This window comes from Parvibaculum sp. (assembly GCF_039680535.1).
Classification (GTDB): Bacteria; Pseudomonadota; Alphaproteobacteria; order Parvibaculales; family Parvibaculaceae; genus Parvibaculum.
The window spans coordinates 106,190-132,068 of the sequence record NZ_JBDKSS010000008.1; the positions used below are offsets into that span (position 1 = coordinate 106,190).

The window sequence follows — 25,879 nt, forward strand, 5'->3', positions numbered from 1 at the left end:
CCTCCCGCCCGGCCCGCTATCCGATACCGGGCCCGTGGTCGCGCGAGTTTAAGCGTTTGTCCCGTGACGGCACAACCCGCCTCGCTCATGGCGCCGGCGCCAACCCGTTCTTAACGACATCGAGCGTAAGAAGAGCGAGGCGTCGTCCAGAATGGGCGGCGTGACCATCGAGGCGACACGCCGAAGACGCATACCGGCAGGAAGGCTATGGGCGCGGAAACAGGAATCAATCTGGCGACGGTCGGCACCGCCGAACTCAAGGCCATGTCCGTTCCCGTCTTCCGGGCGAGCCTCGAACAGATGTCAGGCGAGGCTATCGAGCGGTTCCGCAAGATGCGCAAGCTGAGCAAGGACCACCGCCAGACGCTCGAGAAATATCTGGTCGAACATCCCGAAAAGCGCCTCGGCGGCGAAGAGGCGCGCCCCGCGCCGGCCGGAAAGGCGAGAAAGGCCGGAAAGGCCCGAAAAGCGCCAAACCCGGCCGCAGCGGCGCCCAAATCGACGAAATCCGCCCGCTCGATCAGCTTCAGGCATCGGCTCCGCGCCTGGTGGGAGGGCGTCGCCGTCGACGACCTTCCGCGCCTAGAAGCGGCGCGTGCGAACGGAAAAAGGCCGGCGAAGATCGAGCCCACCGCTTCTTCGCTCCCCAGTGCCCCGCTGATGGCGGCCCCTCAGCCGGCACCACAAGCGCCTTCGCCGGTCGAGGAACGCATCGAGGTCATTCAGAACATCTGGGGAGATGGCTTCAGCCTGCCCGGCGGCGAAGGCTTCTTTCCAGGCCTGCTCGGCGACATATCGTTTCCCCAAGGCTGCCCCTGTCTCGACGTGGCGCCCGGCCTCGGCGGCAGCATGCGGGCGGTCGCCAAGGCCTATGGCCTCTCCATCGAGGGGCTTGAGGCCGATCCGCTCTTTGCCATCGCCGGCGGCATGATCTCCGATCGCCTCGGCATGCTGGCGCAGACACCGATACGCAACGGCAATCCGGAGACAGAGCCGCTGGGAGACAAGCGCTATGGCGCCATCTTTGCGCGCGAGGCGCTCTTCTCCTTCCGTGACAGGAAGAAGTTCCTCGCCTCGGCAATGCGCGCTCTTGTCGATGGCGGAGCGCTGCTGATCACGGATTTCGTTCTGGCCGACCGCCAAAAGAGCGACGTCCTGGACAGCTGGCGAACCGCCGAACCCCTGAAGCCCTCGCCCTGCACGATGGAGGAGTACTCCGAGCTGCTCCGCCACCTGCGCTACGAGGTCAAAGGCATGGAGGATGTAACCGATGCCTACGTCGCGCTCATCCAGTCCGCCTGGAAGGCGCTACACGGCCACCTTAAAAATGCCAAAATTCAGCCCGAAAAGGCCGCCATGTTAATGGATGAGGCTGACCTTTGGATGGCGCGGAGCCGTGCGCTGGAAAGCCGAAAACTGAAACTGATCTTCATCCATGCGCGAATGCACCGAGTCCCTAAACGCGCACTCAATGACCCGATGACCATCGACTGACCGATGTAGCGGGTGGAGACAGGCGCGGAAGCCGGTTCGGATGCACAGGACGCCACGGAGAACAAAATGCAAGGCCCGACGACCAAAGTAGCTGCCCAACCTCGCCGCATCGAACCTATCTTCGACGCGTCCGGCGCACTGCGCCGCCAGTCGCCCCTGCGCCCCGCGCAGAAGGAAACGTCGCGTCAGCCCCGGTCCGACCGGGACTGATACGCCATCGGCAATCAGCCGATGGGAAGGTTATCGGCCTCCTGCATATTCGTGCTCGCCATGCGTGCCTGATGGTAGCGGTAGCGCATGACGCTGACAGGGATCATGGCCAGATAGCCGACGCCAATCGCAGTGAATGCGATCCAGGGATAGTTCAGGATCACCGCTGCGGAAAAACCGACCAGCAACAAAATCGGCAGAACCATGTCGCGCTTGATGCGAATGCCCATCCGCTTGCCTGAAAAGGTCGGGATGCGGCTGATCAGCAGAAAGGCGACGAAGAAACAATGCAGCGCGATGAGCAGCGGCAACGTATTGAGCCCCTCCCATCCAATGAAACTCAGATAGAGCGGCAGCATGACGAGCAGCGCACCTGCGGGCGCCGGCACGCCGACAAAGTAATTGCCGGCCCAGGCGGGCTTATCCGGATCTTCCAGCGCCACATTGAAGCGCGCGAGACGCAGCGCGCAGCAAACGGCATACCCCAGCACCGCGATCCAGCCGATACCGCCGATTTCGTTCAGCGACCAGAGATAGAGAACGAGCACCGGCGCCACACCGAAATTCACGAAATCGGTCAGCGAGTCGAGCTCGGCGCCGAATTTCGACGAACCGTTGAGAAGCCGCGCCACGCGGCCGTCGAGACCGTCGAACACCGAGGCGACGATGATTGCGGCCACAGCCGCCTCGAACTTCGCTTCAAGCGCAAAGCGGATCGCCGTGAGGCCCGCGCAGAGCGCAAGCACGGTCAGCGCGTTCGGAATGATCGTGCGGATCGGCATATGCCCGAAGTGGCCGCCCGGACGCCGGCTGCGGAATCCGCGACCCCTTTCGGGGCGCTGACCGAAGGGCGGAATGGGATTGGCCATGGGCTCGTCCTCTTGCCTGTTCAAATGTGGCCTGTTCAAAGGTGGCCTATTCAAATGTGGTGCGGCTCGACCGAGATCGAATCCGCAAGCACGGTTTCGCCGGAAATGGCGGTCTGGCCGACGGCCACGAGCGGGATCGCGCCTTCCGGCAGATAGACATCGAGGCGGCTGCCGAAACGGATGATGCCATAGCGCTCGCCGGCTTCGAGTGCCTTGCCTTCCGCCACGTCGCATACGATGCGGCGCGCGACGAGACCCGCGACCTGCACGACGACGATCTGCTGTCCATCCGCGCGTTCGATGACCAGCGAGTTCCGCTCATTGTCCTCGCTTGCCTTGTCGAGGCTCGCATTGAGGAACTGCCCCGGCCGATAGGCGACACGCACCACCTTGCCCGCCATCGGCGAACGGTTCACATGACAGTTGAACACGTTCATGAAGATACTGACGCGCGTGCGGCGCATGTCTCCGAGGCCAAGCTCGGGCGGCGGCGAGGCTTCCGTGATCATGTTGACGACGCCGTCGGCAGGGCTGATGACGAGGCCCTCGCGCTTCGGCGTTACCCGATCCGGATCGCGGAAGAAATAAAGACACCAGAGCGTAAGAAAGACGCCCACCCAGCCCAGCGGATACCAGATCAGGAAAAGCACGACCGTCACCGCCGCGAAGATGATGACGAAGCGGTGGCCTTCGCGATGGATGGGGACCAGGATTGAGGTCAGGCTGTCCATAGGTTCTTTCCGGCTTTCGGGTTCAATCTCGAATGAGCAGTCTAACCCGCTTCGCCGACAAGCGCATCAATGGCGGCGTCGGGTTCGGGCGAGCCTTCGTCCTCGGTTTCCTTGAGCTTCTCGCGGGCCGCATCCGCCTCGCGCTGGCGGTTCCACATGGCGGCATATTTGCCGCCACGGGCTAGAAGCTCTTCGTGCCGCCCGCGTTCCGCGATCCGGCCATGATCGAGCACAATGATCTCATCGGCATCGACCACCGTGGAAAGACGATGTGCAATGATGAGCGTCGTGCGGTCCTGCGAGACGCGTTTCAGCGCCGCCTGGATCTCCTTCTCGGTATGCGTGTCGAGGGCCGAAGTCGCCTCGTCGAGAATGAGAATGGGCGGGTTCTTCAAGATCGTGCGGGCAATGGCCACGCGCTGCTTCTCGCCGCCCGAAAGTTTGAGCCCGCGCTCGCCGACCATGGTGTCGAAACCCTTGGGAAGACGCGCGACGAAATCCGCGATCTGCGCCTGCGCCGCGGCCTCGAAGACCTCGCCGTCACTCGCATCGGGGCGTCCATAGCGGATGTTGTAGCGGATGCTGTCGTTGAACAGCACCGTGTCCTGCGGAACCATGCCGACGGCGGCGCGGAGCGATGCCTGCGTAACCTCGCGCAGGTCCTGCCCGTCGATCAGCACCCTGCCCTCGGCAATGTCATAGAAGCGGAAAAGGATGCGCGAGATGGTGGACTTGCCCGCGCCCGAAGGGCCGACGATGGCGAGCGTTCGCCCGGCGGGCACGCGGAATGAAACGCCATCGAGAATGGTGCGCTCCTTGTCGTAGTGAAAGGAGACGTTCTCGAAGACGATTTCGCCGCCGCGGACCGCAAGTGGCCTGGCGCCGGGCGCGTCGGCGACTTCGGTCGGAATTTCGAGCAGATCGAACATGGTCTCCATGTCGATCAGGGCCTGACGGATTTCGCGATAGACCATGCCGAGCAGGTTGAGCGGCTGGTAGAGCTGAATGAGATAGGCATTGACCATGACGAAATCGCCGATAGTCATCGTGCCCTTCACCACGCCTTGCGCTGCCATCACCATGAGAATGGTAAGGCCAACGGTGAAGATCGCCGTCTGACCGGCATTGAGGATCGAGAGCGACGTCGTCGTCTTGACGGCTGCCACCTCGTAACCGCGCATCGAGCGGTCGAAGCGCGACGCTTCATGCTCCTCATTGTTGAAATATTTTACCGTCTCGAAATTCAGCAGGCTATCGATCGCCTTGGTGTTCGCCTCGCTGTCGAGAGAGTTCATCTGGCGGTGGAAGCGCGTGCGCCATTCCGTCACCGCGAAGGTGAACCAGATATAGAGAACGATCATCACGCCGGTGACGACGGCGAACCAGACGTTGAAGGCCCAGACGAAGATGACGCCGACAAGCGCCAGCTCGATGATGGTCGGGATGATATTGAAGATCGAGAAGCGCAGCAGCAGGTCGATCGCCTTCGTGCCGCGCTCGATGACGCGCGAGAGGCCGCCCGTCCGCCGCTCGAGATGGAAGCGCAGCGATAGCGCGTGAAGATGCCGGAAGGTACGCAGCGCCAATTCGCGCACGGCGTTCTGGCTTACCTTGGCAAAAACGCCGTCGCGCAACTGGGCGAGCGCCACCATCATGATGCGGCCGAGGCCATAGGCGACGAGCAGCCCCAGCGGGACCGCAAGCACAGCGCCGGTGCCCACCTTCGGCGCCAGCACGTTTGTGGCGTCGCGGTAGAGGAACGGCACATAGACCGTGATCGCCTTCGCGGCAACAAGCAGCAGAAGCGCCCAGACGACGCGCATGCGCAGGTCCGGCCTGCCCTTCGGCCACATATAGGGCGCAAAGGACCTCAGCGTCTCGATGCGCCGGTGCTGTGCCGGCGCGGCGCCGCCGGTAACCGGATGGGCGCCGCCCTCGGGGCCGGATGACTTCAAATGCCTCATGGCGGCGAGGGTCCTCGGTTTGACGGCGGGACGCAAGCCATCCTGCCAGCAGGGAAACGCCCCGCCCCGGCCATCTGCCGAAGCGGGGCGCCAAACTTCGCCCTTAAATAAGGATTCCTGCCCCCGGGGCAAGCCCGGCGGGACATTTCGTCCCGGGGCCGGACGCCGCTATTTCGCAGGCGTCGCGAAGACCTGGCCCGGATAGATGAGATTCGGGTCGCGAATCTGGTCCTTGTTAGCCTCGTAGATGACCGTGTAGCGGAAACCCGAGCCGTAAAGCCGCTGGGCAATGGTCCAGAGATTGTTGCCCGGCTGGATGATGACCTGCCCCTTGCGAAGCGCCTCGGCGATCTGGTCCGGCGCACCGCGTTCAAAGGGCAGTTCCACCCGGGCGACGACCTTGCCCGCCTTGTCGAGCTGATCGACGCGCAGGGCGTAGCGGCCCGGCGCGATCTCGACCGTGGGACGCAGCTCCCAGTGGCCCTTCGCATCGGCGGTCGCGTCTCCCACCGGCTTGCCGCCGACATAGACGCGAACGGTGGAGAGCGGCGTCGCCTTGCCGGAAATGATGAGATTGCCGTCCTTGTCGTAGTCGACCGCTTCGAGGACGAGGCTGCCCGCATCGGACGCGACGCCGGGGCCCTGCAGCACGCGGCTGGCCTTGCCCGGTTCGCTCATGACGACGAGAGCGACCTTGTCCTTCTGCTCCGGCACGTTGACGGCAACCGACTGGAGGCTGTCCTTCACCGAGCCGTCGGGATTGTGAGCCGTCAGCGTGATGACGATGTTGCCGGGCTTCAGCGGCTTGTCGAGCGCGATGACCCATTCGCCATTGCCGTCAGCCTCCACCGTGGCGATCACCTCGCCATTGGCCTTGAGGTCGACCTTGGCCCCCGGCAGGGCGCGGCCTGCGGCGACCGTCGAGCCGTCGCGTTCCACGCGCACGACATCGAATGTCGGAATGCTCTTGTCCTCGACCGCGGCAGGAGCCTTGGTCTCGACCTGCGCCTGAGTGGCCGGCGCAGTCGTTTCGCCGCCATGGCGGAAGAAGAGGAAATAGGCCCCGACCAGAAGGGCCAGGACGACTGCCACGCCCCCGGCAACCAAACCCGTGTTACGCATCCTGCTCAATCCCCTATTCATCCGCCCTCAATGGGCTCCTGCCCCGGGCGTATATCCCCGATGGTAAGGCTCTGTCCCATTCCGGCACAACCGGCCGGCCCAGACATTTTCAACCCTCTAGCCTGCAAGGACGACACCAGCATGACCGTCCTTCGGCACGTACCGCTTTAAACCGGGGCTTGTCGCGAATAGCATGACGGCTCACCTCCCCGGTTCCCGCGTACCCCCTTCAGGTTTCGTCCCATGACAATTTCGAATGTTTGCGTTTATTGCGGCTCGAGCAATGGCAATGAGCCTGCCTATGTCGAAGCCGGGCAGGAGTTCGGCCGTATCCTCGCCCGCTCCGGCGTCGGCCTCGTCTATGGCGGCGGCGGTGTCGGGGTCATGGGCGCCATTGCCCGGTCGGTCATGGCCGAGGGCGGACGGGTCACCGGCATCATCCCCGACTTCCTCTGCACCAAGGAGGTGCAGCTGAAGGAGATTACCGAGTTCATCGTCACCGACAGCATGCATGCCCGCAAATGGCTGATGTTCGAGCGGTCCGACGCCTTCGTGGCGCTGCCGGGCGGCGTGGGGACGCTGGAAGAAGTCATCGAAATGATGACCTGGGCGCAGCTCGGCCGTCACAACCGGCCCATCGTGTTCCTCAACCTCAACGGCTTCTGGGATCCGCTGATCGCGCTGCTCGATCACATGATCAAGCAGGGCTTCGCACGCTCGCAGATCAGGAGCATCTATTCCGTCGTCGACAAGGTGGATGACATTCTTCCCCGCATCGAGGCCGTCATGTGATGGCCAAAATCCTTCTGGTCAGCGCCACTCGAAGGGCCTTCAGAGCCCGAGATCTGCATACGTCGCTGCTCGGTGGGATCGAAACCACAAACATCGAACTCGCTTCCAGGCTCGCGGAGCGAGGCCACGAGGTCATCTTGGGCACACCAACGACCTCCGTTACCTTTCACAATGGCTTCAAAAACATTCCGTTGGGCAACATCCAAGGCGAAACGGCCGACATCTTCATCTCAAGCAACGACCTGCACGCCTTTGACGTTGCCCCCCAACAGGCCAAGAAGGTGTTGTGGGTTCACAATCCACTTATCATCGAGCGCCTGTTTCGGAGGAAGCAAATCCGGCCCTTGTTCCAATACCGACCGCATGCAGTGTTTGCGGGAGAGGTGTCACGGCGGAGAACAAGCGGCCTGCTGCCCTTCAGCCGACGATCCACGATTTATCACGGTGTGTCGGATGTGTTTCGAAACGCCGAGCCGAGTTCCGGCCAGAAGAGGATCGCCGTGTGGGTTTCGCAACCTCAGCGCGGGCTCAAAGAGACACTCGATATCTGGACCACACACATATTTCCCAAGGTTCCGGATGCTGAATTCCATATCTTCGGCCATGTCGAGGACCACCTTGGGCCAGACATGGCCAGATTTGGAGAATTTGGCGTTGTCTTCCACAAGCGCGCGTCCATGGCCGAACTCGCGACCTTCTACCGGACGGCGCGGATGATGATCTTTCCCGGTGCACGTGATGAAACCTTTTGCCTGGCGGCGGCCGAGGCGCAATGCGTCGGCCTGCCGGTCGTAACGCGTGGAATCGGGGCGCTGAGCGAACGGGTAAGGCATGGCGTGAATGGCATCATCGCTCGGACGGATGAAGAAGTAGCCGCTGCCGCCATCCGTCTTTTCAACGATGACGAACTGTGGGTGATGCTCCATCAGGGCGCGTTGTGCGAACGCGTTACGCTAAACTGGCAGAACGCCGCCCGTATGTGGGAATACGAACTCGGCATCACGCCCTGAGACTCAACGCGCTGTCATCGTCGCAGCGCGGCGAAGCTCCCGCTCCTTCCGCCACGCGTCCATCGTGAAGATCGCAAGACCGATCCAGATGAGGCCGAAGGTCACCATCTGGCCGTGTCCAAGCGGCTCGCCATAGACCCAGATGGCAATCACGAAGGACATGGTCGGCACGAGATATTGCAGTAGCCCAAGCGTCGTCAGCCGAACGCGCTGCGCGCCATAAGTGAAAAGCACAAGCGGCAGCGTCGTCATCGGCCCCGTCGCAACGAGCAATGCATCGGTGAGCCAACCGTCCTTCGCAAAGCCCGTTCCGCCATGTGCCGAGGCATAAGCGAGATAGGCAATCGCGAAGGGCGACATCACCAAGACCTCGATGAGTAGCCCCGATAGGGCGTCGACCCGGGTGATCTTCCGCAAATAGCCATAGGCCGCGAAGGTCGCAGCCAGAAACAGCGCAATCCACGGCAGGAACCCGAGCGAGAAAGTGAACCATCCGACAGCCGCGGCGGCGAGAGCGATGGCAGCGGCCTGTGGGCGCGACAGACGTTCGCTCAGCAGCACGACGCCCGCGAGAACGCTCACCAGCGGATTGATGAAATAGCCGAGGCTCGTTTCAAGAATACGGCCCGAATTGATGGCCCAGATGAAGATTCCCCAATTCGAGGCAAGAAACAGCGCACTCAGAGCGAGCGTCGCCAGCTTCCGGCGGTCGCTCAGCAATTCCCGAAGATGCGTGCTGCGCCTCAAGCCGAAGATCAACGCTGTAATGAGCAGAATGCTCCAGAGCGTGCGGTGCGCCAGAATTTCGAAGGGCACGACATGCGCGAGCTGCCGGTAGAAAATGACCGAAAGGCCCCAGAACATATATCCGGCGCCGGCGGCAAGGCCGCCAAGATTGGCCTCGCGTGACAGGGTTTCGTTTTGTGTCGTCGTCATGATGCAGAGCCTTGTTTCGCCTCCTCGCCCAGACGCTCCGACCGGAGCGCGGGCGAGGTTGCGCTCTGCGGAAAACTAGACTCGCACTTCCATCTTTTTGGCCGGTTTGACGGGCGCGGGCGCACCGTCGCGCAGCAGCTTGTAGGTGATGGAATCGACAAGCGCCTGGAACGAGGCGTCGACGATGTTGGGCGAGACGCCGACGGTGAACCATCGGTTGCCCTTGCCATCGGCGCTCTCGATCATGACGCGGGTGATGGCTTCGGTGCCGCTCGTCAGGATACGGACCTTGAAGTCAGCAAGGCGCAGGTCTTCGATATAGGGCGAATATTTGCCGAGATCCTTGCGCAGCGCCTGATCGAGCGCGTTGACCGGGCCGTTGCCCTCGCCCACAGAAATCAGCACATCGCCGTCCACATTCACCTTCACCGTCGCTTCCGAAACGGTGACGAATTCGCCGACTGCGTTGTAACGACGTTCAACCAGCACACGGAAGGATTCGATCACGAAGTATTCCGGCACTTCGCCGAGAAGACGCCGCGCCAGAAGTTCGAAGGACGCGCCAGCGCCGTCATAGGAATAGCCGAGGAACTCGCGCTCCTTCACCTCGTCGAGAAGGCGCTGTACGCGGGAATCCTTTGGATCGATCTTGATGCCGGCCTCTTCAAGCGCGGCAAGGATGTTCGAACGGCCCGCCTGATCGGAAACCGCGATCTTGCGCTGGTTGCCGACGGTTTCCGGCGGCACATGCTCATAGGTCGCGGGGTCCTTCAGGATCGCCGAGACATGGATGCCCGCCTTCGAGGCAAAGGCGTTCTCGCCGACATAAGGCGCATAACGGTTCGGCGCGCGGTTGAGGATTTCCTCCAGCGTGCGCGACACATGCGTCAGCGTCTTCAGCCTTTCGAGGCTGACGGCGATTTCGAAGCGGTCGGCATATTCCTTCTTCAGAAGCAGCGTCGGGATCAGCGATACCATGTTCGCGTTCCCGCAACGCTCGCCCAACCCGTTGAGCGTTCCCTGCACCTGACGCACGCCCGCGCGGATCGCGGCGAGCGAATTCGCGACCGCGTTCTCCGTGTCGTTATGCGCATGGATGCCGAGCCGGTCGCCGGAGACGCCGGAAGCAATCACCTCGCCGACAATGCGCTCGATCTCGTCCGGCAGCGTGCCGCCATTGGTGTCGCAAAGAACCGCCCAGCGCGCGCCCGCGTCCAGCGCCGTCCTGATGCAGGAGAGCGCATAGGCGCGGTTCGCCTTGTACCCGTCGAAGAAATGCTCGCAGTCGATCATCGGCTCGCGGCCCCTGGCGGCGATGGCCTTCACGCTATCCGCGATCGACTCGAGGTTTTCCTCATTGGTGATGCCGAGCGCGACCCTCACCTGGAAGTCCCAGCTCTTGGCAACGAGGCAGACGGCGTCCGTATCCGCATCGAGGATCGCGGCGAGGCCGGGATCGTTCGAGGCGCTGCGCCCTGCGCGCTTCGTCATGCCGAAAGCCGTGAACTTCGCGCGCTTCAGCGCCGGCCGCTCGCTGAAAAAGCTCGTGTCGGTGGGATTGGCGCCGGGATAGCCGCCTTCAATGTAATCGACGCCCAACTCATCCAGCAGGCCCGCAATAAGCCGCTTGTCCTCGACGCTGAAGTCGACGCCCTGCGTCTGCGCTCCGTCGCGGAGCGTCGTGTCGAAGAGATAGAGGCGTTCTCTGCTCATGGTCATATTCCGTATCACGCGCACAGCATCACCCTGCCGCGACCGGACCCGTTATCTCACATGGAATTTAAGCGAGCTTGTACGGCGGCGGCAGACTGTTGTCAGCCGCGAATAATGAGAATCCCAATAATGGCCGGGCGTTTCATCGCCATGTTCGGTGCCATCGTCTCGCCGTTACAAAAACATAAGCCTTATCAGTGACTTACGCCACGAAGTCGGGCTTCCGCCCTCTCGCGTCCGATGAGAGGTAGCAGATTTTTGAGCTCCGGTCCATGGTCGAGCCCTGTAAGCGCGAGCCTGAGCGGCATGAAGAGTGCCTTGCCTTTGCGGCCGGTCTTCCCCTTCACCGCCTCGGTCCAGAGGCCCCATGTCGCGATATCCCAAGGCTCGGCCGGAAGTTCGGCGGCGGCTTCCGCGGCAAAGTCGGCATCCTCGATCACCGGCGTGATCGGTCCCCGGACGACCCGCGCCCACTCCTTCACATCTGCAAACCGCGCGAGGTTCGGCTTCACCGCGTCCCAGAACGCGGGGCCGAGATCGCAGCCGGAGTCAGCAAGCCGTGGCTGTGCCGCCTCGTATGGCGTGAGGTGCAGGATCGACGCATTCATCCTGTCGAGTTCGGCGGGCTCAAAGCGGATGTCGGCGCGGCCGAGATGCGAGATGTCGAAACCCGCAGCAAGCTCATCGAGCGACAACAGCGCCTCATGCGCGTCCGAAGTGCCCAGTCGCGCGAGCAGCGAATTGATTGCCATGGGCTCGTAACCCGCTTCGCGCAGCGCCTCTATCGAAAAGGCGGCATCTTCGCGCTTTGAAAGCGGCCGCCCCTCGGGCCCCTGCAGAAGCGAGAAATGCGCATAGACCGGCGGCTCGGCGCCCAGCGCGCGGGCGATCTGAATCTGCACGCCGGTATTCGTGATGTGGTCGGCGCCGCGAACGACATGAGTGATCCGGAACTCGATATCGTCGACGACACTGGGCAGCGTGTAGAGGAAGCTTCCATCCTCGCGCACCAGCACCGGGTCAGATAGCGAAGCCGCGTCGACCGCCACATGCCCCTGAACGAGATCGTCGAAGCCCGTTTTCTCGCTGTCGAGCTTGAAACGCCAATGTGGGCGACGCCCCTCCGCTTCGAGCGCGCGCCTCTCATCTTCGGTCAGCTTCAGCGCAGCGCGGTCATAGACCGGCGGCTTCTTCTGTGAGAGCTGAAGCTTGCGCTTGCGATCGAGTTCGGCCTCGGTTTCGTAGCAGGGGTAGAGGCGCCCCGCTTCCTTCAAGGCCGCCGCAGCAGACTCATACTCGGCGATCCGGTCAGACTGCCTCGCAAAAATATCGTGCTTCAGGCCAAGCCATTCGAGATCGGTCTCGATCGCCTTGGCAAATTCCTCCGTCGACCGCTCCGTGTCCGTATCGTCGAGACGCAGCAGATATTTTCCGCCGGCCTTCTTCGCATAGAGCCAGCTGAACAGCGCCGCGCGGATATTGCCGACATGAAGCTTGCCGGTCGGGCTGGGCGCAAAGCGGGCGATGACGGTCATGATTACGCTCGTTCAATCCGCATCGCGGAAACCGTTGACGATCGGATAGCGGCGATCGCGGCCGAAATTGCGCTGCGTGATCTTGACGCCCGGCGCCGCCTGACGGCGCTTGTACTCGGAAATATAGAGCAGATGCTCCACCCGCTTCACAACTGCGCGGTCATAACCCAGCGCAACGATGTCGCGGATCGCCATTTCCTTCTCGACCAGACATTCGAGAACCGCGTCGAGAACCTCGTATGGCGGCAGCGAGTCCTCGTCCTTCTGGTCCGGGCGAAGTTCGGCGGACGGCGGACGCGTGATGATGTTTTCGGGGATCACGCGGCCTGTGGGCCCGAGGCAGTTCTTCGGCCTGCGCTCATTGCGCCAGCGAGACAGCGCAAAGACCTTCATCTTGTAAAGATCCTTGATCGGATTGAAGCCGCCATTCATGTCGCCATAAAGCGTGGCATAGCCAACCGACACTTCCGACTTGTTGCCCGTCGTCAGCAGCATCGAACCGAACTTGTTCGAAATCGCCATCAGGATCACGCCGCGCGAGCGCGACTGAAGATTTTCTTCGGTGATGCCCGACTGCGTACCCTCGAAAAGCGGCCCCAATGCATCGGTGAAGCCCGCGACCGGCCCTTCGATCGGCACGACGTCGTAGCGCACGCCAAGAAGCTTCGCGCATTCCGCCGCGTCCTTGATGCTCTCATCCGACGTATAGCGATAAGGCAGCATGACGCAGTGAACCTTGTCGGCGCCCAGCGCATCCACTGCGACAGCGGCGACGAGCGCGGAGTCGATACCGCCCGAAAGGCCGAGCACGACGCCCGGAAAGCGGTTCTTGCGCACATAGTCGCGAAGTCCCTGCACGACCGCGAGATAGACGGACTCGAGATCCTCCTCGACCAGCACCCTTTCGCCGGGCGCGCAGACCCAGCCGAGATCGGTGCGCGTCCAGTCGGTGATGGCGATGGCTTCTTCCCAGGCGGGCATCTGCACCGCGACTGAGTAATCCGCGTTGACGACGAAGGAACCGCCGTCGAAGACAAGTTCGTCCTGACCGCCGATCTGGTTGAGGTAAACAAGCGGGAGCCCGCTTTCGCGAATGCGCGAGACGACGATGTTCTGCCGCTCATCCACCTTGTCGGCCCAATAGGGCGATCCGTTCGGGACGAGCAGGATTTCACCGCCGGTCTCGGAAACGCATTCGACGACGTCCGGCGTCCAGATGTCCTCGCAGATCGGAACGCCGATGCGGACGCCACGCACCGAAAGCGGCCCAGGCGCAGGCCCCGGCGTGAAAACGCGCTTTTCGTCGAAGGGTCCGTAATTCGGCAGATCGACCTTGAAGCTATGCCCCCTGATCTCGCCATGATCGAGCAGCAGGAAGGCATTGTAGAGCTTGCCGTCATCCACCCAGGGCGCGCCGATCAGCACCGCCGGGCCGCCATCCGCCGTCTGCAAGGCCAGCTCTGCGACCGCGGCCATGGCCGCCCGCTGGAAAGCCGGCTTCAGGACCAGGTCCTCCGGCGGATAGCCAACAAGGAAGAGTTCCGGGAACATCACGACGTCGGCGTCCTTGAGCGCAGCCGTGCGGCGCGCTTCGACAGCCTTTTCGAGGTTCCCGGCAATATCGCCCACAATGGGATTGAGCTGGGCGAGCGCTATGCGGAGCTTGTCGGTCATAAGTCCCGTGAATCCGTGTCTTGGCAGGCGTTTCTAGCCTTTGCGGCCCCGCCGAACAATAGGCGGGCGGGAACCCTCTGGACAGGTGCGGCTTTCCCGCAATCCCGGTAAGCTCGCCCATCGACATTTAACGCGCCCTGAACGGGCCTTGGGAGGACGAATGGCAACGGGTACCAACCGCCAGATACTTCTGGTCGAAACGCCCAGGGGCAAGCTTGCCCCGCAGAATTTCAGCCTGGTGGAGGGCAAGATTCCGAGCCCGAAGGAGGGCGAACTGCTCGTCCGGGTGAAACTCATCTCGCTCGACGCCGCAAACCGCGCCTGGATGCAGGGTGCGACCTACCGCTCGGCGGTCGAGTCCGGCACCGTCATGGCGGGCGGCTCCATCTCGGAAGTGATCGAGTCGAAGGCTCCCGGCTTTTCGACCGGCGACCTCGTCTTCGCCGATACGGGCTGGCAGGAATATGCCGCGATTCCCGCGAACACCGCTGAGAGGGTTCCCGCCATCGAGCCGCTGAGTCATCTCCTCAGCGTCTATGGCATTGCGGGCCTCACCGCCTATCACGGGCTCCTCGACGTGGGTAAGCCGAAGGCAGGCGATACGGTGGTCGTGTCGGCTGCCGCCGGGTCTGTCGGCTCCATCGTGGGCCAGATCGCGAAGCTCAAGGGCTGCACCGTTATCGGCATCGCGGGCGGCGACGACAAATGCGCGCTGCTGAAGAACGAACTCGGCTTCGACCACGCCATCAACTACAAGACGGAAGCCGTCGGCAAGGCGCTCCGCGCCGCCGCGCCCAAAGGCATCGACGTCTATTTCGACAATGTGGGCGGCGACATTCTCGAAGCCTGCCTCTTCAACATGAACCTTTACGGACGCATCGCCTGCTGCGGCGCCGTTTCCCAATATGACGGCGCTCCGCCCGCCCATGGACCGCGCGGCATTCCCGGCCTCATCGTCGTGAAACGCCTCACCATGCAGGGCTTCATCCTGACGGACTTCAACGACAAGCGCGAACAGGCAATGGCCGACCTCCAGTCATGGGTCGCGCAAGGCAAGATCAAGGTGCGTGAAGATATTTTGACCGGCCTTGAAAATACGCCCGCAGCGCTTATCGGCCTCCTTGCCGGCGAGAATATCGGCAAGCGCATGGTGAGGGTGAGCTGAACGAAATGCGGCGGAGGGGTCCCCTCCGCCGCTTCTTTTTGATGTGAACCACTCGACGGAGAAATGCGCCTGTCACGTTGAACTGCATATAACCTGTCGAGTTTCCCCGGACGGAATGCGACCACATGAATTTCGAAGGACTAAGGCAGCGGCTTGCCACCCTGCCCGGCATATGGCGCAATTTGACCCCAAGGACGCAATGGGTTCTCGCTGCGCTATTCATCCTCATCGTGGCGACGCTTGTCTGGTATGCCCGCTCGGTCGAAACCGGCGCGACGCGATTCAAGACGGAAGCTGTCACCCGCGGCGACATAGAGCAGACCGTCACCGCCCTTGGTTCGCTCCAACCCAAGGACTATGTCGATGTCGGCGCGCAGGCGTCCGGCGAATTGAAGATCGTTCATGTCCAGATCGGCGACCACGTGAACAAGGGCGACCTTCTCGCCGAGATCGACCCCACCGTCTATGAGTCCACTGTGGCCGCCGACAAGGCGAAGGTCCGCGACCTCGAAGCGCAGATCAAACGGCAGGAAGCGCAGCTCGCACTCTCCAGCATCCAGAACCGCCGCAATCAGGGCCTGCTGAAAATCAACGCCATCAGCAAGGACGCGGCCGACACAAGCGCCGCAACGGTCAAGCAGGATCAGGCCTCGCTCGACTCGCTGAAAGCGCAGCTCGATCAGGCGAACTCGACCCTTCAGGGCGACGAAGCCAATCTGAGTTATACAAAAATCTACGCGCCCATGAGCGGCACCGTGACCTCGCAGACGACGCTGCAAGGCCAGACGCTGAACAACAGGCAGACCGCGCCGACCATCCTCCAGATCGCCGATCTCTCCACCATGACGGTGAAGGCGCAGGTCGCGGAAGCCGATGTGGGCAAGCTCAAGGTCGGCATGCCCGTTTATTTCACCACACTCGGCATGCCCGACCGCAAATGGCGCTCCACCGTTCGCCAAATTTTGCCGACGCCCGAAACGGTGAATGACGTCATTCTCTATAACGCGCTCATCGACGTCGCGAACGCCGATCACGCGCTGATGACGAGCATGACGGCGCAGGTTTTCTTCCTGCTCGGCGAAGCGAAGAATGTTCCCATCGTTCCCGTTGCGGCACTCAGGCCCGCGAAGAGTGGCGAGGCAGGCGCCTATCGCGTGATGGTGATGGATGGCGGAAGGCCCACGCCTCGCGACGTGAAGATCGGCCTGATGAACCGCATCACGGCGGAAGTCGTCTCGGGCCTCAAAGAAGGCGACATTGTCGTCACTGGCACCGAAAGCGCGAGCGGCACAAGGAAGGCGGGTTCCGGCGGCGGCAGGGCGCCCACGCTATGACACAAGGCTCCGCGCCCGCGCTGGTCGATATTCGCAACGTCAGCAGGACCTACCAGACGGGCGAAACGGAAGTGCGCGCCCTCGACGATGTGTCGCTGACGATCCGCAGGGGCGAGTTCGTCGCCATCATGGGCCAATCCGGCTCCGGCAAGTCGACGCTGATGAATATTCTCGGCTGTCTCGACCGGCCGTCGAGCGGCACCTATCTCGTCAATGGCGTCGATGTCGCGACGCTCTCGTCGGACGACATGGCGACGCTGCGCCGCGACACATTCGGCTTTGTCTTTCAGCGCTACAATCTGCTCCCCGCGATGACGGCGACGGAAAATGTCGAGCTTCCCTCGATCTATGCGGGCATGGCGCATGGCGCGCGCGTCAGCCGGGCCGAGTCCCTGCTCACGCGGCTCGGCATCGGCGACCGCGCCGCCCACCGTCCGAACGAGCTTTCAGGCGGCCAGCAGCAGCGCGTCTCCATCGCCCGCGCGCTGATGAACGATCCCGACGTGGTCCTCGCCGACGAGCCCACCGGCGCGCTCGACTCGCAAAGTGGCGTCGAGGTTCTGGCGCTGCTCGCCGCGCTCAATGCCGAAGGCAAGACCGTCATCCTCATCACCCATGACGCGAACGTGGCCGCCCATGCCCGCCGCCTCATTCGCCTATCCGACGGGCGGGTGATCGAGGACACGGAACGCGAACCCTCGCGGACCGTTACGCTGAAACTCGATGAACCGGCGGAGCACCCGAGCGCGGCGACGACATTCCTGCGCGGCGATCTCGGTGAGGCGATCAAGATGGCGCTTCGCTCTCTCCGGACCAATATTTTCCGCACCGCGCTCACGCTGCTCGGCGTCGTCATCGGCGTCGGCGCGGTGGTCGCCATGCTCGCCATCGGCAACGGCTCGAAGCAGGATGTGCTCGATCGCATCTCGGCCATGGGAACGAACCTGCTGATGATCCGCCCCGGCGCGCCGGGCATGCGGCCCACAGGCGACATAGCAACGCTCATCCCCGACGACGCGTCGGCGATCACCGCGCTCCCCAATGTCGAGGCGGCCGCCCCGGAGCGCTCCACCGCCGTCACCGTCCGCTATGGCAATATCGACTACCGCACACAGGTGACCGGCACCTGGTCCGCCTATCCGCTCGTCCGCAACTGGAATATCGCGAGCGGAGGCTTCTTCACGAAGAGCGATCTCGACGGCTACGCGCCGGTCATTGTCGTCGGACAGACCATCGTCAAAAGTCTCTTCCCCGACGGCGGAAGCCCGATCGGCAAATATATTCTCGTGCAGAACGTGCCCTTCGAGATTGTCGGCGTCATGGAAGCGAAAGGTGCATCGAGCTTCGGCAGCGATCAGGACGACATCGCCTTTGTGCCGCTCTCCACCGGTTACATGCGCCTTTTCGGCAAGCGCTATGTGAGCACCATTTCAGTGAAAGCGCAGGACGCCGCTGCCATCGACGAAACCGAAGCGAAGATCACGGCGCTGCTGACGGCACGGCACAAGACGCAGGACTTTCAGGTCCGCAATACGGCGTCGATCCTCGAAACGGCGGAAGCCACTCAGAATACGCTGACAATCCTGCTCGGCTCGGTCGCTGCGATTTCGCTCATCGTCGGCGGCATCGGCGTCATGAACATCATGCTCGTCAGCGTCACGGAACGAACGCGGGAGATCGGCATACGCATGGCGACGGGCGCGCGCCAGCTCGACATCATGCTGCAATTCAACACCGAGGCCCTCGTCGTCTGCGGCGTCGGCGGCATCATCGGGGTGCTTGGCGGGCTTGGCACGGCGATGCTCTGCGAGGCATTCGGCGTTTCCGTTGTCTATTCGATCACGCCGCCATTGCTCGCCTTCTCTTGCGCCTTTGCCACCGGCCTCCTATTTGGCTATTTACCCGCACGCAAAGCCGCGAGCCTTGACCCCGTGGTCGCGCTCTCGTCTGAATAAGGACTTCCCGAATGCTGACCGCCCGGCGCCCGCTCGCCACATTCACCGCGCTTCTGATGCTCTCATCCGCGCTTGCCGCCTGCTCCATGGTGCCGGATTACCAACGCCCCGCGGTGGCCGTGCCTGCATCCTTCACGGGCCCCGCGGCGAAGACCGGAACGGTCGAGGTTTCCTCGACATGGTGGTCCTCTTTCAACGATCCCGAGCTTCAAGGCCTGATGGACGAGGCGCTGAAGGAAAATCTCGACATCATTGCCGCGCTTCACCGCGTCGAGCAGGCGCAGGGCCAGCTGCGCAGCACCAATTCCTCGCTCCTCCCGACATTGGATGCGAGCGGCAGCGCCTCGCGCACCACGTCCAGCGACAAGTCGGGATCGACGCGCGGCGCCAGCGGCGCGCTCAATGTGAGTTATGCCCTCGACCTATGGGGCCTTTATCGCGCCCAGAGTGAGGCTTCCGAGGCGAGCCTCCGTTCCAGCATCTACGCCAGGGAAGCGTCGGTCCTCGTCGTGCAGTCTTCGGTGGCGACCACCTATTTCAATGTCCTCAACCTCAGGGATCGGCTCGCCGTTGCGCGCGAGTCCCTCGACGCGGCGCGCGAAACGCTGAAGCTCGTCGAGTCACGTTTCCAGTTCGGCACCGCCTCCGGCCTCGAGGTGTCCCAGCAGCGCACAGCGCTCGCAGGTATCGAGGCGACCATTCCGCCGCTCGAGTCCGAGCTTGCGGCAAATCTGCATGCGCTGGCGATCCTGCTCGGAAAGGCGCCCGAAGGTTTCGACGTGAAGACGGCGAGCGGCACCGGCCTGACACTTCCTGCGGTCGCGGTCGGCCAGCCCTCGGCGCTGCTCGAACGCCGCCCCGACATTCGTGAAGCGGAAGCGAACCTCCAGTCTGCCAACGCCGATATCGGCGCGGCCCGCGCGGCCTTCTTCCCGTCCATCGATCTCTCGGCAGGCAAGAGCGTAGACTGGATCGCCAATCTGGGCACGACCAACGGCAGTTCCATCGCAGCATCGATCCTCGCGCCGATCTTCTCCGGCGGCGAACTCGAGGGAAATCTCCAGACCGCCAAGGCACGCGACGCGGAACTCGCCGCGACCTATCGCAAGACGGTGCTGACGGCCTTCGGCGAAGTCGAGGACGCGCTTGCCAGCGCGGACGCCTATAGCCGCCGCCAGTCTTCGCTGACCGTCGCCACCGTCGAGGCGCGGCGCTCCTACGACCTTTCGCAGGCAAGCTACAAGGCCGGCGCGAGCGACCTCCTTTCGGTTCTCGAAGCGCAGCGGGCCTGGCTCACCGCGCGCGACAGCGAGGCGCAGGCGCGGCTCAACCAGTACACGGCGGCGGTCAATCTCTTTGTGGCGCTCGGCGGCGGCTGGAAGTCCTGAACAGGCCCTGTTTGCCGTTGCGGGCTTCCTGACGTCACGGAAAGCGTGTTTACTCCCCGGAACAACAATTCTGGGAGAGAAACATGTCCAACCTCGTCTCGAAGGAAATCCGTCTGAAGTCGCGCCCCGTCGGCGCGCCCAAGCCTTCGGATTTCGAACTCGCAACCACTGAAGTCGGACAGCCCGGCGAAGGTGAAGTCCTCGTCCGGAATATCTGGATGTCGGTCGATCCCTATATGCGCGGCCGCATGATGGACCGCGAAAGCTACGTCCCCCCTTTCCAGATCGGCGAAGCGCTTCAGGGCGGCGCCATCGGACAGGTGATCGCCTCGAAATCGCCGAAGCTCGCAGTCGGCGATTATGTGCAGAGCATGTTCGGCTGGCGCGAATATGCGCTCGCGAAAGCGGAGGCCTTCCAGAAAGTCGATCCCGCGCTCGGGCCCATCGAAGCCTATCTCGGCACGCTCGGCATGCCGGGCATGACGGCCTATGCCGGACTCATGAAGATCGGTGAGCTGAAGGATGGCGAGACGGTCTTCGTCTCCGCCGCCTCGGGCGCCGTCGGCACGGTCGTCTGCCAGCTCGCCAAGGCGCATGGCTGCTATGTCGTGGGCTCGGCGGGTTCCGACGAGAAATGCGAATGGCTCGAAAAGGTCGCCGGCATCGACAAGGCCATCAACTACAAGACCTGCGGCGATCTCGACAAGGCAGTCGGCGCGGCATTCCCGAAGGGCATCGACGTCTATTTCGAGAATGTCGGCGGCAAGCATCTGGAAGTTGCGATCAACCACATGCGCCCCTTCGGCCGCCTCGCACTCTGCGGCATGATCGAACAATATAACGACACGGCCCCGCGCCCCGGCCCATCCAACCTCATCATGGCCGTCGGCAAGAGCCTGAAGCTCCAGGGCTTCATCGTCTCGAACCATTTCGACATCATCCCCGCCTTCTATGCCGAGATGGCCAAGCTCAAAAAAGCCGGCAAGATGCACTGGCAGGAAACGGTCGAGAACGGCATCGAGAACGCGCCCAAGGCCTTCCTCAACCTCTTCTCGGGCGCCAATGTCGGCAAGATGCTCGTGAAGATCGGGCCGGACAAGGCGATCTAGTTTTCCCGATACGTCCTGGCCCGGCTTGTCCGGGCCAGGATGACGGGGGGAAGACCAAACGGGGGGAGAGAACCATGCCGACAAAGGCAAAACGCTGGGTGCTTGCGTCGCGCCCGGAGGGCAAACCGAAGCTCGATAATTTCCGGCTGGAAGAGATCACCCTGCCCGATCCCGGCGAGCATGAACTTCTGATCCGCACCGAATATCACTCCGTCGATCCCGGCATGCGCTCGCGGCTTTCAAGCGCGAGCTACGCCGCCGCGCTGCCGCTCGGCGAGACCATCGACAGCGCCATGGTCGGCATTGTTGAAGTGTCGAACAACGAGAAGTTCAAGCCGGGCGACCGCGTAACGGGCGGCTTCGGCTGGGTGAGCCACGCGCTGTCGAATGGCCGCGGCATCCAGAAGCTCGATCCCGCGCTCTACCACGGCAAGCTCCGCCCCACCGCCGCCATCGGCGTTCTCGGCATTCCGGGCCTCACCTCCTATTTCGGCCTTCTCGATCTTGGACGCCCGCAAGAAGGCGACACGGTGCTGATCTCGTCAGCCGCCGGTCCCGTCGGCGCGACGGCGGGCCAGATCGCGAAGATGAAGGGCTGCACCGTTATCGGCATCGCGGGCTCGAAGGACAAGTGCGACTATGTGCGAAGCCTTGGCTTCGACCGCACGATCAACTACCGCGAGGCGAGCAATCTCCGCGCTGCCATCGCAGAAACCTGCCCCGGCGGTGTCGACATCTATTTCGACAATGTTGGCGCCGAAATGCTCGACGCGGCGATCCTCAACATGAAGGAACATGGCCGCATCGTCGTCTCCGGCCAGGTCAGCGAATATAACCGCGCCGACAACGAGCTTCATGGCATCCGCAACGTCACGCGTTTCATCACCCATCGCCTGCGCATGGAAGGCCTCGTCGTCTTCGACTACTTCAAGGACTTCCGCGCCGCGCAGACCGAAATGGCCGGCTGGATTCACGAAGGCAAGCTCGTCTACACCGAAGATATTTCCGAAGGCCTCGAAAACTCCGCCAAGGCCTTCATCGGCCTCTTCGAGGGCGAGAACCATGGGCGCAGGCTCATCAAGGTGAGTTGACCACCATTCGTCACCCCGGGCTTGACCCGGGGGCCATCTTTGCGCCGCGACGTGAAGAAGATGGATGCCGGATCAGGTCCGGCATGACGAGAAGAAAAAAGGCCCGGCGTTTCCACCGGGCCTTTTCAATTCATCTGTACGCGAAGATCACTTCGCGCCGACGGCCAGCTTCTGCGCATTGACGCGTTCGGTCTTCAGCCCTTCGGCAATCATGAAGGCGAGTTCGAGCGACTGGCTCGCATTGAGGCGCGGGTCGCAATGCGTGTGGTAGCGGTCGCCGAGATCCGTCTCGGTGATGGCCTGCGCGCCGCCGAGGCATTCGGTGACGTTCTGGCCGGTCATCTCGAAATGGACGCCGCCGGCATGCGTGCCCTCGGCGCGGTGCACAGCCATGAAGGACTGCACTTCGGCGAGAACGCGGTCGACAGGACGCGTCTTGTAACCGTTCGACGCCTTGATCGTGTTGCCATGCATCGGATCGCAGGACCACACGACCTTCTTGCCCTCGCGCTTGATCGCATGGATGAGCGCCGGCAGGTGCTTCTCGACATTCTCCGCGCCGAAACGGCAGATGAGCGTCAGGCGCCCCGGCTCGTTCTTCGGGTTGAGGATGTCGGTCAGACGCAGAAGCTCTTCGGGGTCCAGCGACGGACCGCACTTCATGCCGATCGGGTTCTTCACGCCGCGCAGGAACTCGACATGGCCATGATCGGGCTGACGCGTGCGGTCGCCGATCCAGAGCATGTGGGCGGAGGTGTCGTACCAATCGCCCGTGGTCGAGTCGACGCGCGTCATCGCCTGCTCGAAGCCGAGCAGCAGCGCCTCGTGGCTCGTGTAGAACTCCGTCGTGTGGAGCTGTGGCAGCGTCTGGGAATTGACGCCACAGGCGCGCATGAAGTCGAGCGCTTCCGTGATGCGGTTCGCGAGTTCTTCATAGCGCGCGCCTTCCGGGCTGTCGGAAACGAAGCCCAGATTCCAGCGATGCACGAAATCGAGATCGGCATAGCCGCCGGTCGCGAAAGCGCGGATGAGGTTCAGCGTCGAGGCCGACTGCGAATAGGCGCGCAGCAGCCGCTCCGGATCGGGGATGCGGGATTCCGCCGTGAACTCGATGCCGTTGATGTTGTCGCCGAGATAGGACGGCAGCGTCACGCCGCCGATCGTCTCCTCGGGCGCCGAACGCGGCTTCGCGAACTGACCGGCGATGCGGCCCACCTTCACAATGGGCGAGCCGGCAGCGAAGGTCAGCACGACCGCCATCTGCAGCAGCACGCGGAACGTGTCGCGAATATTGTCGGCAGAGAATTCGGCAAAGCTCTCGGCGCAGTCGCCGCCCTGGAGCAGAAAAGCGCGGCCTTCGCAGACAGCCGCCAGTTCACGCTTCAGGTTGCGGGCCTCGCCTGCAAAAACCAGCGGCGGATAGGAGCGCAAACGGGCCTCGACAGCCTGCAGGGCCGCCGCGTCCGGGTAAATGGGCAGATGCTTGGAGGGCTTTGCCCGCCAGCTATCCGGTGTCCAGGTCTCCGCCATGATCGTCACTCCGAAACACGAATAGGCGCATCCGGACGCCTTCGCCCGGCCCTGCGCCGCTCGCTCTCCATATGGAGGGCGGCTTTATAGGCCACAACCCCTCCAAAGGGAAGTCTAAGCCCTTGAATCGGCTGGATATAGCGGAACAACCGGTTAATCGGCGGCCTTTTGGACCGGCGGCGCCCATTTTTCCTTGAGAGTGACGAGTTCCTCCGCCGCCGAGGGGTGAACGGCGACTGTCTGGTCGAACTGCTTCTTGGTCGCCCCCATGGTGACGGCGATGCCGACGGCCTGGATGATCTCGCCGGAGCTAGGCCCCATCAGATGGACGCCCAGCACCCGCTCGGACTTCTGGTCGACCACGAGCTTCATGAAGGTCTTTTCCTCGCGGCCCGTCATGGTGTGCTTCATGGGCCGGAAGCTCGTCTTGTAGATGTCGATCTCGCCGAACTTCTCCCGCGCCTCGTGCTCGGTAAGACCCACTGTGCCGAGTTCCGGCTGCGAGAAGACGGCGGTCGGAATGACCGAGTGATCGACGGCAATCGGATTGTTGTTGAAGACCGTCTCGGCAAAGGCCTGCCCTTCGCGAATGGCGATTGGCGTCAGCGCCGCGCGGTCGGTCACGTCACCCACGGCATAGATGTTCGGCACGCTCGTCTGCGAATAGGCATCGACCTCGATGGCGTCGTTCTTCCTGATGCTGACACCGATCTCCTCAAGCCCCAGCCCGCGCGAATTCGGCTTGCGGCCTGTCGCATAGTGAACCGCGCCCGTCTCGATCACCGTGCCATCCTTCAGCGTCACATGGAGCTTGCCGCCCTTGCGCTCGATCTCGGTGATATGCGCGTGCGTGCGAAGGTCGACGCCCTTCTTGCGCATCTCGTCCATCAGCCCGACGCGAAGATCTTCGTCGAAACCGCGCAAAATCCTGTCGGCGCGATAGAGCAGCGCCGTCTTCACGCCGAGGCCGTTGAAGATGCCGGTAAATTCCACCGCGATATAACCGCCGCCGACCACGATGATATGATCCGGCAATTCCTCGAGGTGAAAGGCCTCGTTCGACGTGATGGCGTGTTCGATGCCCTTCACGTCATGCGGCAGAAATGGCGTCGCACCGGTCGCAATCAGTATCTTGTCCGCCGTCACGTCGCGGCCTTCGCCGACGAGATGTACCGTGTGCGCGTCCTTCAGGATCGCGCGCGACTGGATGATGGCGACGCCGGAGCGTTCCAGGTTGCGGATATAGATGCCGTTGAGCCGGTCGATCTCCTTGTCCTTGTTCGCAATGAGCTTCGCCCAGGAAAAGCGCGTCTCGCCGACCGTCCAGCCGAAGCCCTCCGCGTCCTCGAATTCCTCGGAGAACTGGCTCGCATAGACGAAAAGCTTCTTCGGTACGCAGCCGCGAATGACGCATGTGCCGCCAACGCGATATTCCTCGGCAACGGCCACCTTCGCGCCATGGCTCGCGGCGATGCGGCTCGCCCGCACACCACCCGAGCCCGCGCCGATGACAAAGAGGTCGTAGTCGTATTTGGTCATGGCCGGCCGCGCTCTGAAATTATTTCGGCTCTATGATATCGACACCCGCACTCGTGCCGACAAGGGCCAATGTGGCGATACCGATGAACAATCCGGTTTCGACGACACCGGGAATGAGGTTCAGCTCACGCGCGAGGCCATCCGGATCGGGAATGCGGCCGAATCTGCAATCGAAGATGAAATTGTTCGAATCCGTGAAGAAGGGCTCGCCATAGCTGTCCGCGCGGCGAACGATCTTGCCCTCGCAGCCATGGGCCCGGGCCACTTCCGCGACGCGGCGCACCGTGGCGAGCGATCCGAAGGGAATGACCTCGATCGGCAGCGGAAAGGCGCCGAGCATCGCAACCTTCTTCGTCGCATCCGTAATGACGATCATCCGATCCGACGCCGTTGCCACGATCTTCTCGCGCAGCAGCGCGCCGCCGCCGCCCTTGATGAGCCGGAGCGCCGGATCGAACTCGTCCGCGCCGTCAATGGTCAGATCGAGATGCGGCGTGTCGTCGAGATTGGTCAGCGGCACGCCAAGCTCGGTGCAGAGCTTCGCCGTGCGCTCCGACGTCGGTACGCCAATGACGCGCAAGCCGCCCTTCACGCGCTCTGCCAGCACACGGACGAATTCCTCCGCCGTCGAGCCCGTGCCGATGCCGAGCTTCATGCCGTCCTCGACATATTCGGCTGCCTTGGCCGCCGCCGCCTTCTTCTGTTCAGCCGGTGTCAT

Annotated in this window: 20 protein-coding genes; 9 read left to right on the forward strand and 11 right to left on the reverse strand. The window is 62.8% G+C overall.

Annotated features, from left to right (window positions below):
• Positions 1–207: 207 nt before the first annotated feature.
• A complete protein-coding gene (locus ABFC66_RS04510; protein ID WP_346739771.1) occupies positions 208–1,494 on the forward strand; it encodes a methyltransferase domain-containing protein in 1,287 nt (428 codons plus the stop codon).
• Positions 1,495–1,718: 224 nt separating this feature from the next.
• On the opposite strand, the gene pssA is transcribed toward ABFC66_RS04510, so the two are convergent.
• The 4 genes from pssA to ABFC66_RS04530 all read right to left on the reverse strand — a co-directional run bounded on the left by pssA (position 1,719) and on the right by ABFC66_RS04530 (position 6,390).
• A complete protein-coding gene (gene pssA, locus ABFC66_RS04515) occupies positions 1,719–2,573 on the reverse strand; it encodes a CDP-diacylglycerol--serine O-phosphatidyltransferase (protein ID WP_346739772.1) in 855 nt (284 codons plus the stop codon).
• 50 nt (positions 2,574–2,623) lie between these two features.
• Positions 2,624–3,331: a phosphatidylserine decarboxylase gene (locus ABFC66_RS04520; protein WP_346739921.1), complete on the reverse strand. Its 708-nt coding sequence runs from the start codon at positions 3,329–3,331 to the stop codon at positions 2,624–2,626.
• 14 nt (positions 3,332–3,345) lie between these two features.
• Complete coding sequence (locus ABFC66_RS04525; protein ID WP_346739773.1) at positions 3,346–5,268, reverse strand: ABC transporter ATP-binding protein/permease; 1,923 nt, start codon at positions 5,266–5,268, stop codon at positions 3,346–3,348.
• A 168-nt stretch (positions 5,269–5,436) separates the two neighbouring features.
• Positions 5,437–6,390, reverse strand: coding sequence for an Ig-like domain-containing protein (locus ABFC66_RS04530; RefSeq protein ID WP_346739774.1), 954 nt, complete (start codon positions 6,388–6,390; stop codon positions 5,437–5,439).
• Positions 6,391–6,633: 243 nt separating this feature from the next.
• Here ABFC66_RS04530 and ABFC66_RS04535 point away from each other — a divergent pair, with 243 nt between their 5' ends.
• Both ABFC66_RS04535 and ABFC66_RS04540 read left to right on the forward strand, forming a co-directional pair.
• A complete protein-coding gene (locus tag ABFC66_RS04535) occupies positions 6,634–7,182 on the forward strand; it encodes a TIGR00730 family Rossman fold protein (protein ID WP_346739775.1) in 549 nt (182 codons plus the stop codon).
• The gene (locus ABFC66_RS04540; RefSeq protein ID WP_346739776.1) at positions 7,182–8,192 is read left to right on the forward strand and encodes a glycosyltransferase family 4 protein; all 1,011 of its coding nucleotides are present in this window, start codon (positions 7,182–7,184) and stop codon (positions 8,190–8,192) included. The genes ABFC66_RS04535 and ABFC66_RS04540 overlap by 1 nt, the downstream gene beginning before the upstream one ends.
• 3 nt (positions 8,193–8,195) lie before the next feature.
• On the opposite strand, the gene rarD is transcribed toward ABFC66_RS04540, so the two are convergent.
• The 4 genes from rarD to ABFC66_RS04560 form a co-directional block, all read right to left on the reverse strand.
• Positions 8,196–9,128, reverse strand: a complete 933-nt coding sequence (rarD, locus tag ABFC66_RS04545; protein ID WP_346739777.1) for an EamA family transporter RarD — start codon at positions 9,126–9,128, stop codon at positions 8,196–8,198.
• A gap of 75 nt (positions 9,129–9,203) precedes the next feature.
• A complete protein-coding gene (gene cimA / locus ABFC66_RS04550; protein ID WP_346739778.1) occupies positions 9,204–10,841 on the reverse strand; it encodes a citramalate synthase in 1,638 nt (545 codons plus the stop codon).
• A gap of 194 nt (positions 10,842–11,035) precedes the next feature.
• Complete coding sequence (gene gltX, locus ABFC66_RS04555) at positions 11,036–12,376, reverse strand: glutamate--tRNA ligase (protein ID WP_346739779.1); 1,341 nt, start codon at positions 12,374–12,376, stop codon at positions 11,036–11,038.
• Between the two features lie 12 nt (positions 12,377–12,388).
• On the reverse strand, positions 12,389–14,050 hold the full coding sequence (locus ABFC66_RS04560) for an NAD+ synthase (protein ID WP_346739780.1): 1,662 nt from the start codon (positions 14,048–14,050) through the stop codon (positions 12,389–12,391).
• A gap of 160 nt (positions 14,051–14,210) precedes the next feature.
• On the opposite strand from ABFC66_RS04560, the gene ABFC66_RS04565 reads away from it, so the two are divergent.
• The 6 genes from ABFC66_RS04565 (at position 14,211) to ABFC66_RS04590 (ending at position 22,092) form a co-directional block, all read left to right on the forward strand.
• A complete protein-coding gene (locus ABFC66_RS04565) occupies positions 14,211–15,215 on the forward strand; it encodes an NADP-dependent oxidoreductase (protein WP_346739781.1) in 1,005 nt (334 codons plus the stop codon).
• Between the two features lie 125 nt (positions 15,216–15,340).
• Entirely contained in the window at positions 15,341–16,549 is a 1,209-nt protein-coding gene (locus ABFC66_RS04570; protein WP_346739782.1) for an efflux RND transporter periplasmic adaptor subunit, read from the forward strand.
• Positions 16,546–18,504 (forward strand): MacB family efflux pump subunit, encoded by a 1,959-nt coding sequence (locus ABFC66_RS04575; RefSeq protein ID WP_346739783.1) that lies wholly within the window; start codon positions 16,546–16,548, stop codon positions 18,502–18,504. Before ABFC66_RS04570 ends, ABFC66_RS04575 begins: the two co-directional genes overlap by 4 nt.
• Positions 18,505–18,515: 11 nt before the next feature.
• Positions 18,516–19,892, forward strand: a complete 1,377-nt coding sequence (locus tag ABFC66_RS04580) for an efflux transporter outer membrane subunit (protein ID WP_346739784.1) — start codon at positions 18,516–18,518, stop codon at positions 19,890–19,892.
• An 83-nt stretch (positions 19,893–19,975) separates the two neighbouring features.
• Positions 19,976–21,001 carry an NADP-dependent oxidoreductase gene (locus tag ABFC66_RS04585; RefSeq protein ID WP_346739785.1) on the forward strand — a complete coding sequence of 342 codons (1,026 nt, stop codon included), beginning with the start codon at positions 19,976–19,978 and terminating at the stop codon, positions 20,999–21,001.
• Positions 21,002–21,075: 74 nt separating this feature from the next.
• Positions 21,076–22,092, forward strand: a complete 1,017-nt coding sequence (locus tag ABFC66_RS04590) for an NADP-dependent oxidoreductase (RefSeq protein ID WP_346739786.1) — start codon at positions 21,076–21,078, stop codon at positions 22,090–22,092.
• A gap of 147 nt (positions 22,093–22,239) precedes the next feature.
• On the opposite strand, the gene ABFC66_RS04595 is transcribed toward ABFC66_RS04590, so the two are convergent.
• The 3 genes from ABFC66_RS04595 to rpiA form a co-directional block, all read right to left on the reverse strand.
• On the reverse strand, positions 22,240–23,622 hold the full coding sequence (locus tag ABFC66_RS04595) for a 3-deoxy-7-phosphoheptulonate synthase class II (RefSeq protein WP_346739787.1): 1,383 nt from the start codon (positions 23,620–23,622) through the stop codon (positions 22,240–22,242).
• Positions 23,623–23,775: 153 nt separating this feature from the next.
• Entirely contained in the window at positions 23,776–25,161 is a 1,386-nt protein-coding gene (gene gor / locus ABFC66_RS04600; RefSeq protein WP_346739788.1) for a glutathione-disulfide reductase, read from the reverse strand.
• A 19-nt stretch (positions 25,162–25,180) separates the two neighbouring features.
• Complete coding sequence (gene rpiA / locus ABFC66_RS04605) at positions 25,181–25,879, reverse strand: ribose-5-phosphate isomerase RpiA (protein ID WP_346739789.1); 699 nt, start codon at positions 25,877–25,879, stop codon at positions 25,181–25,183.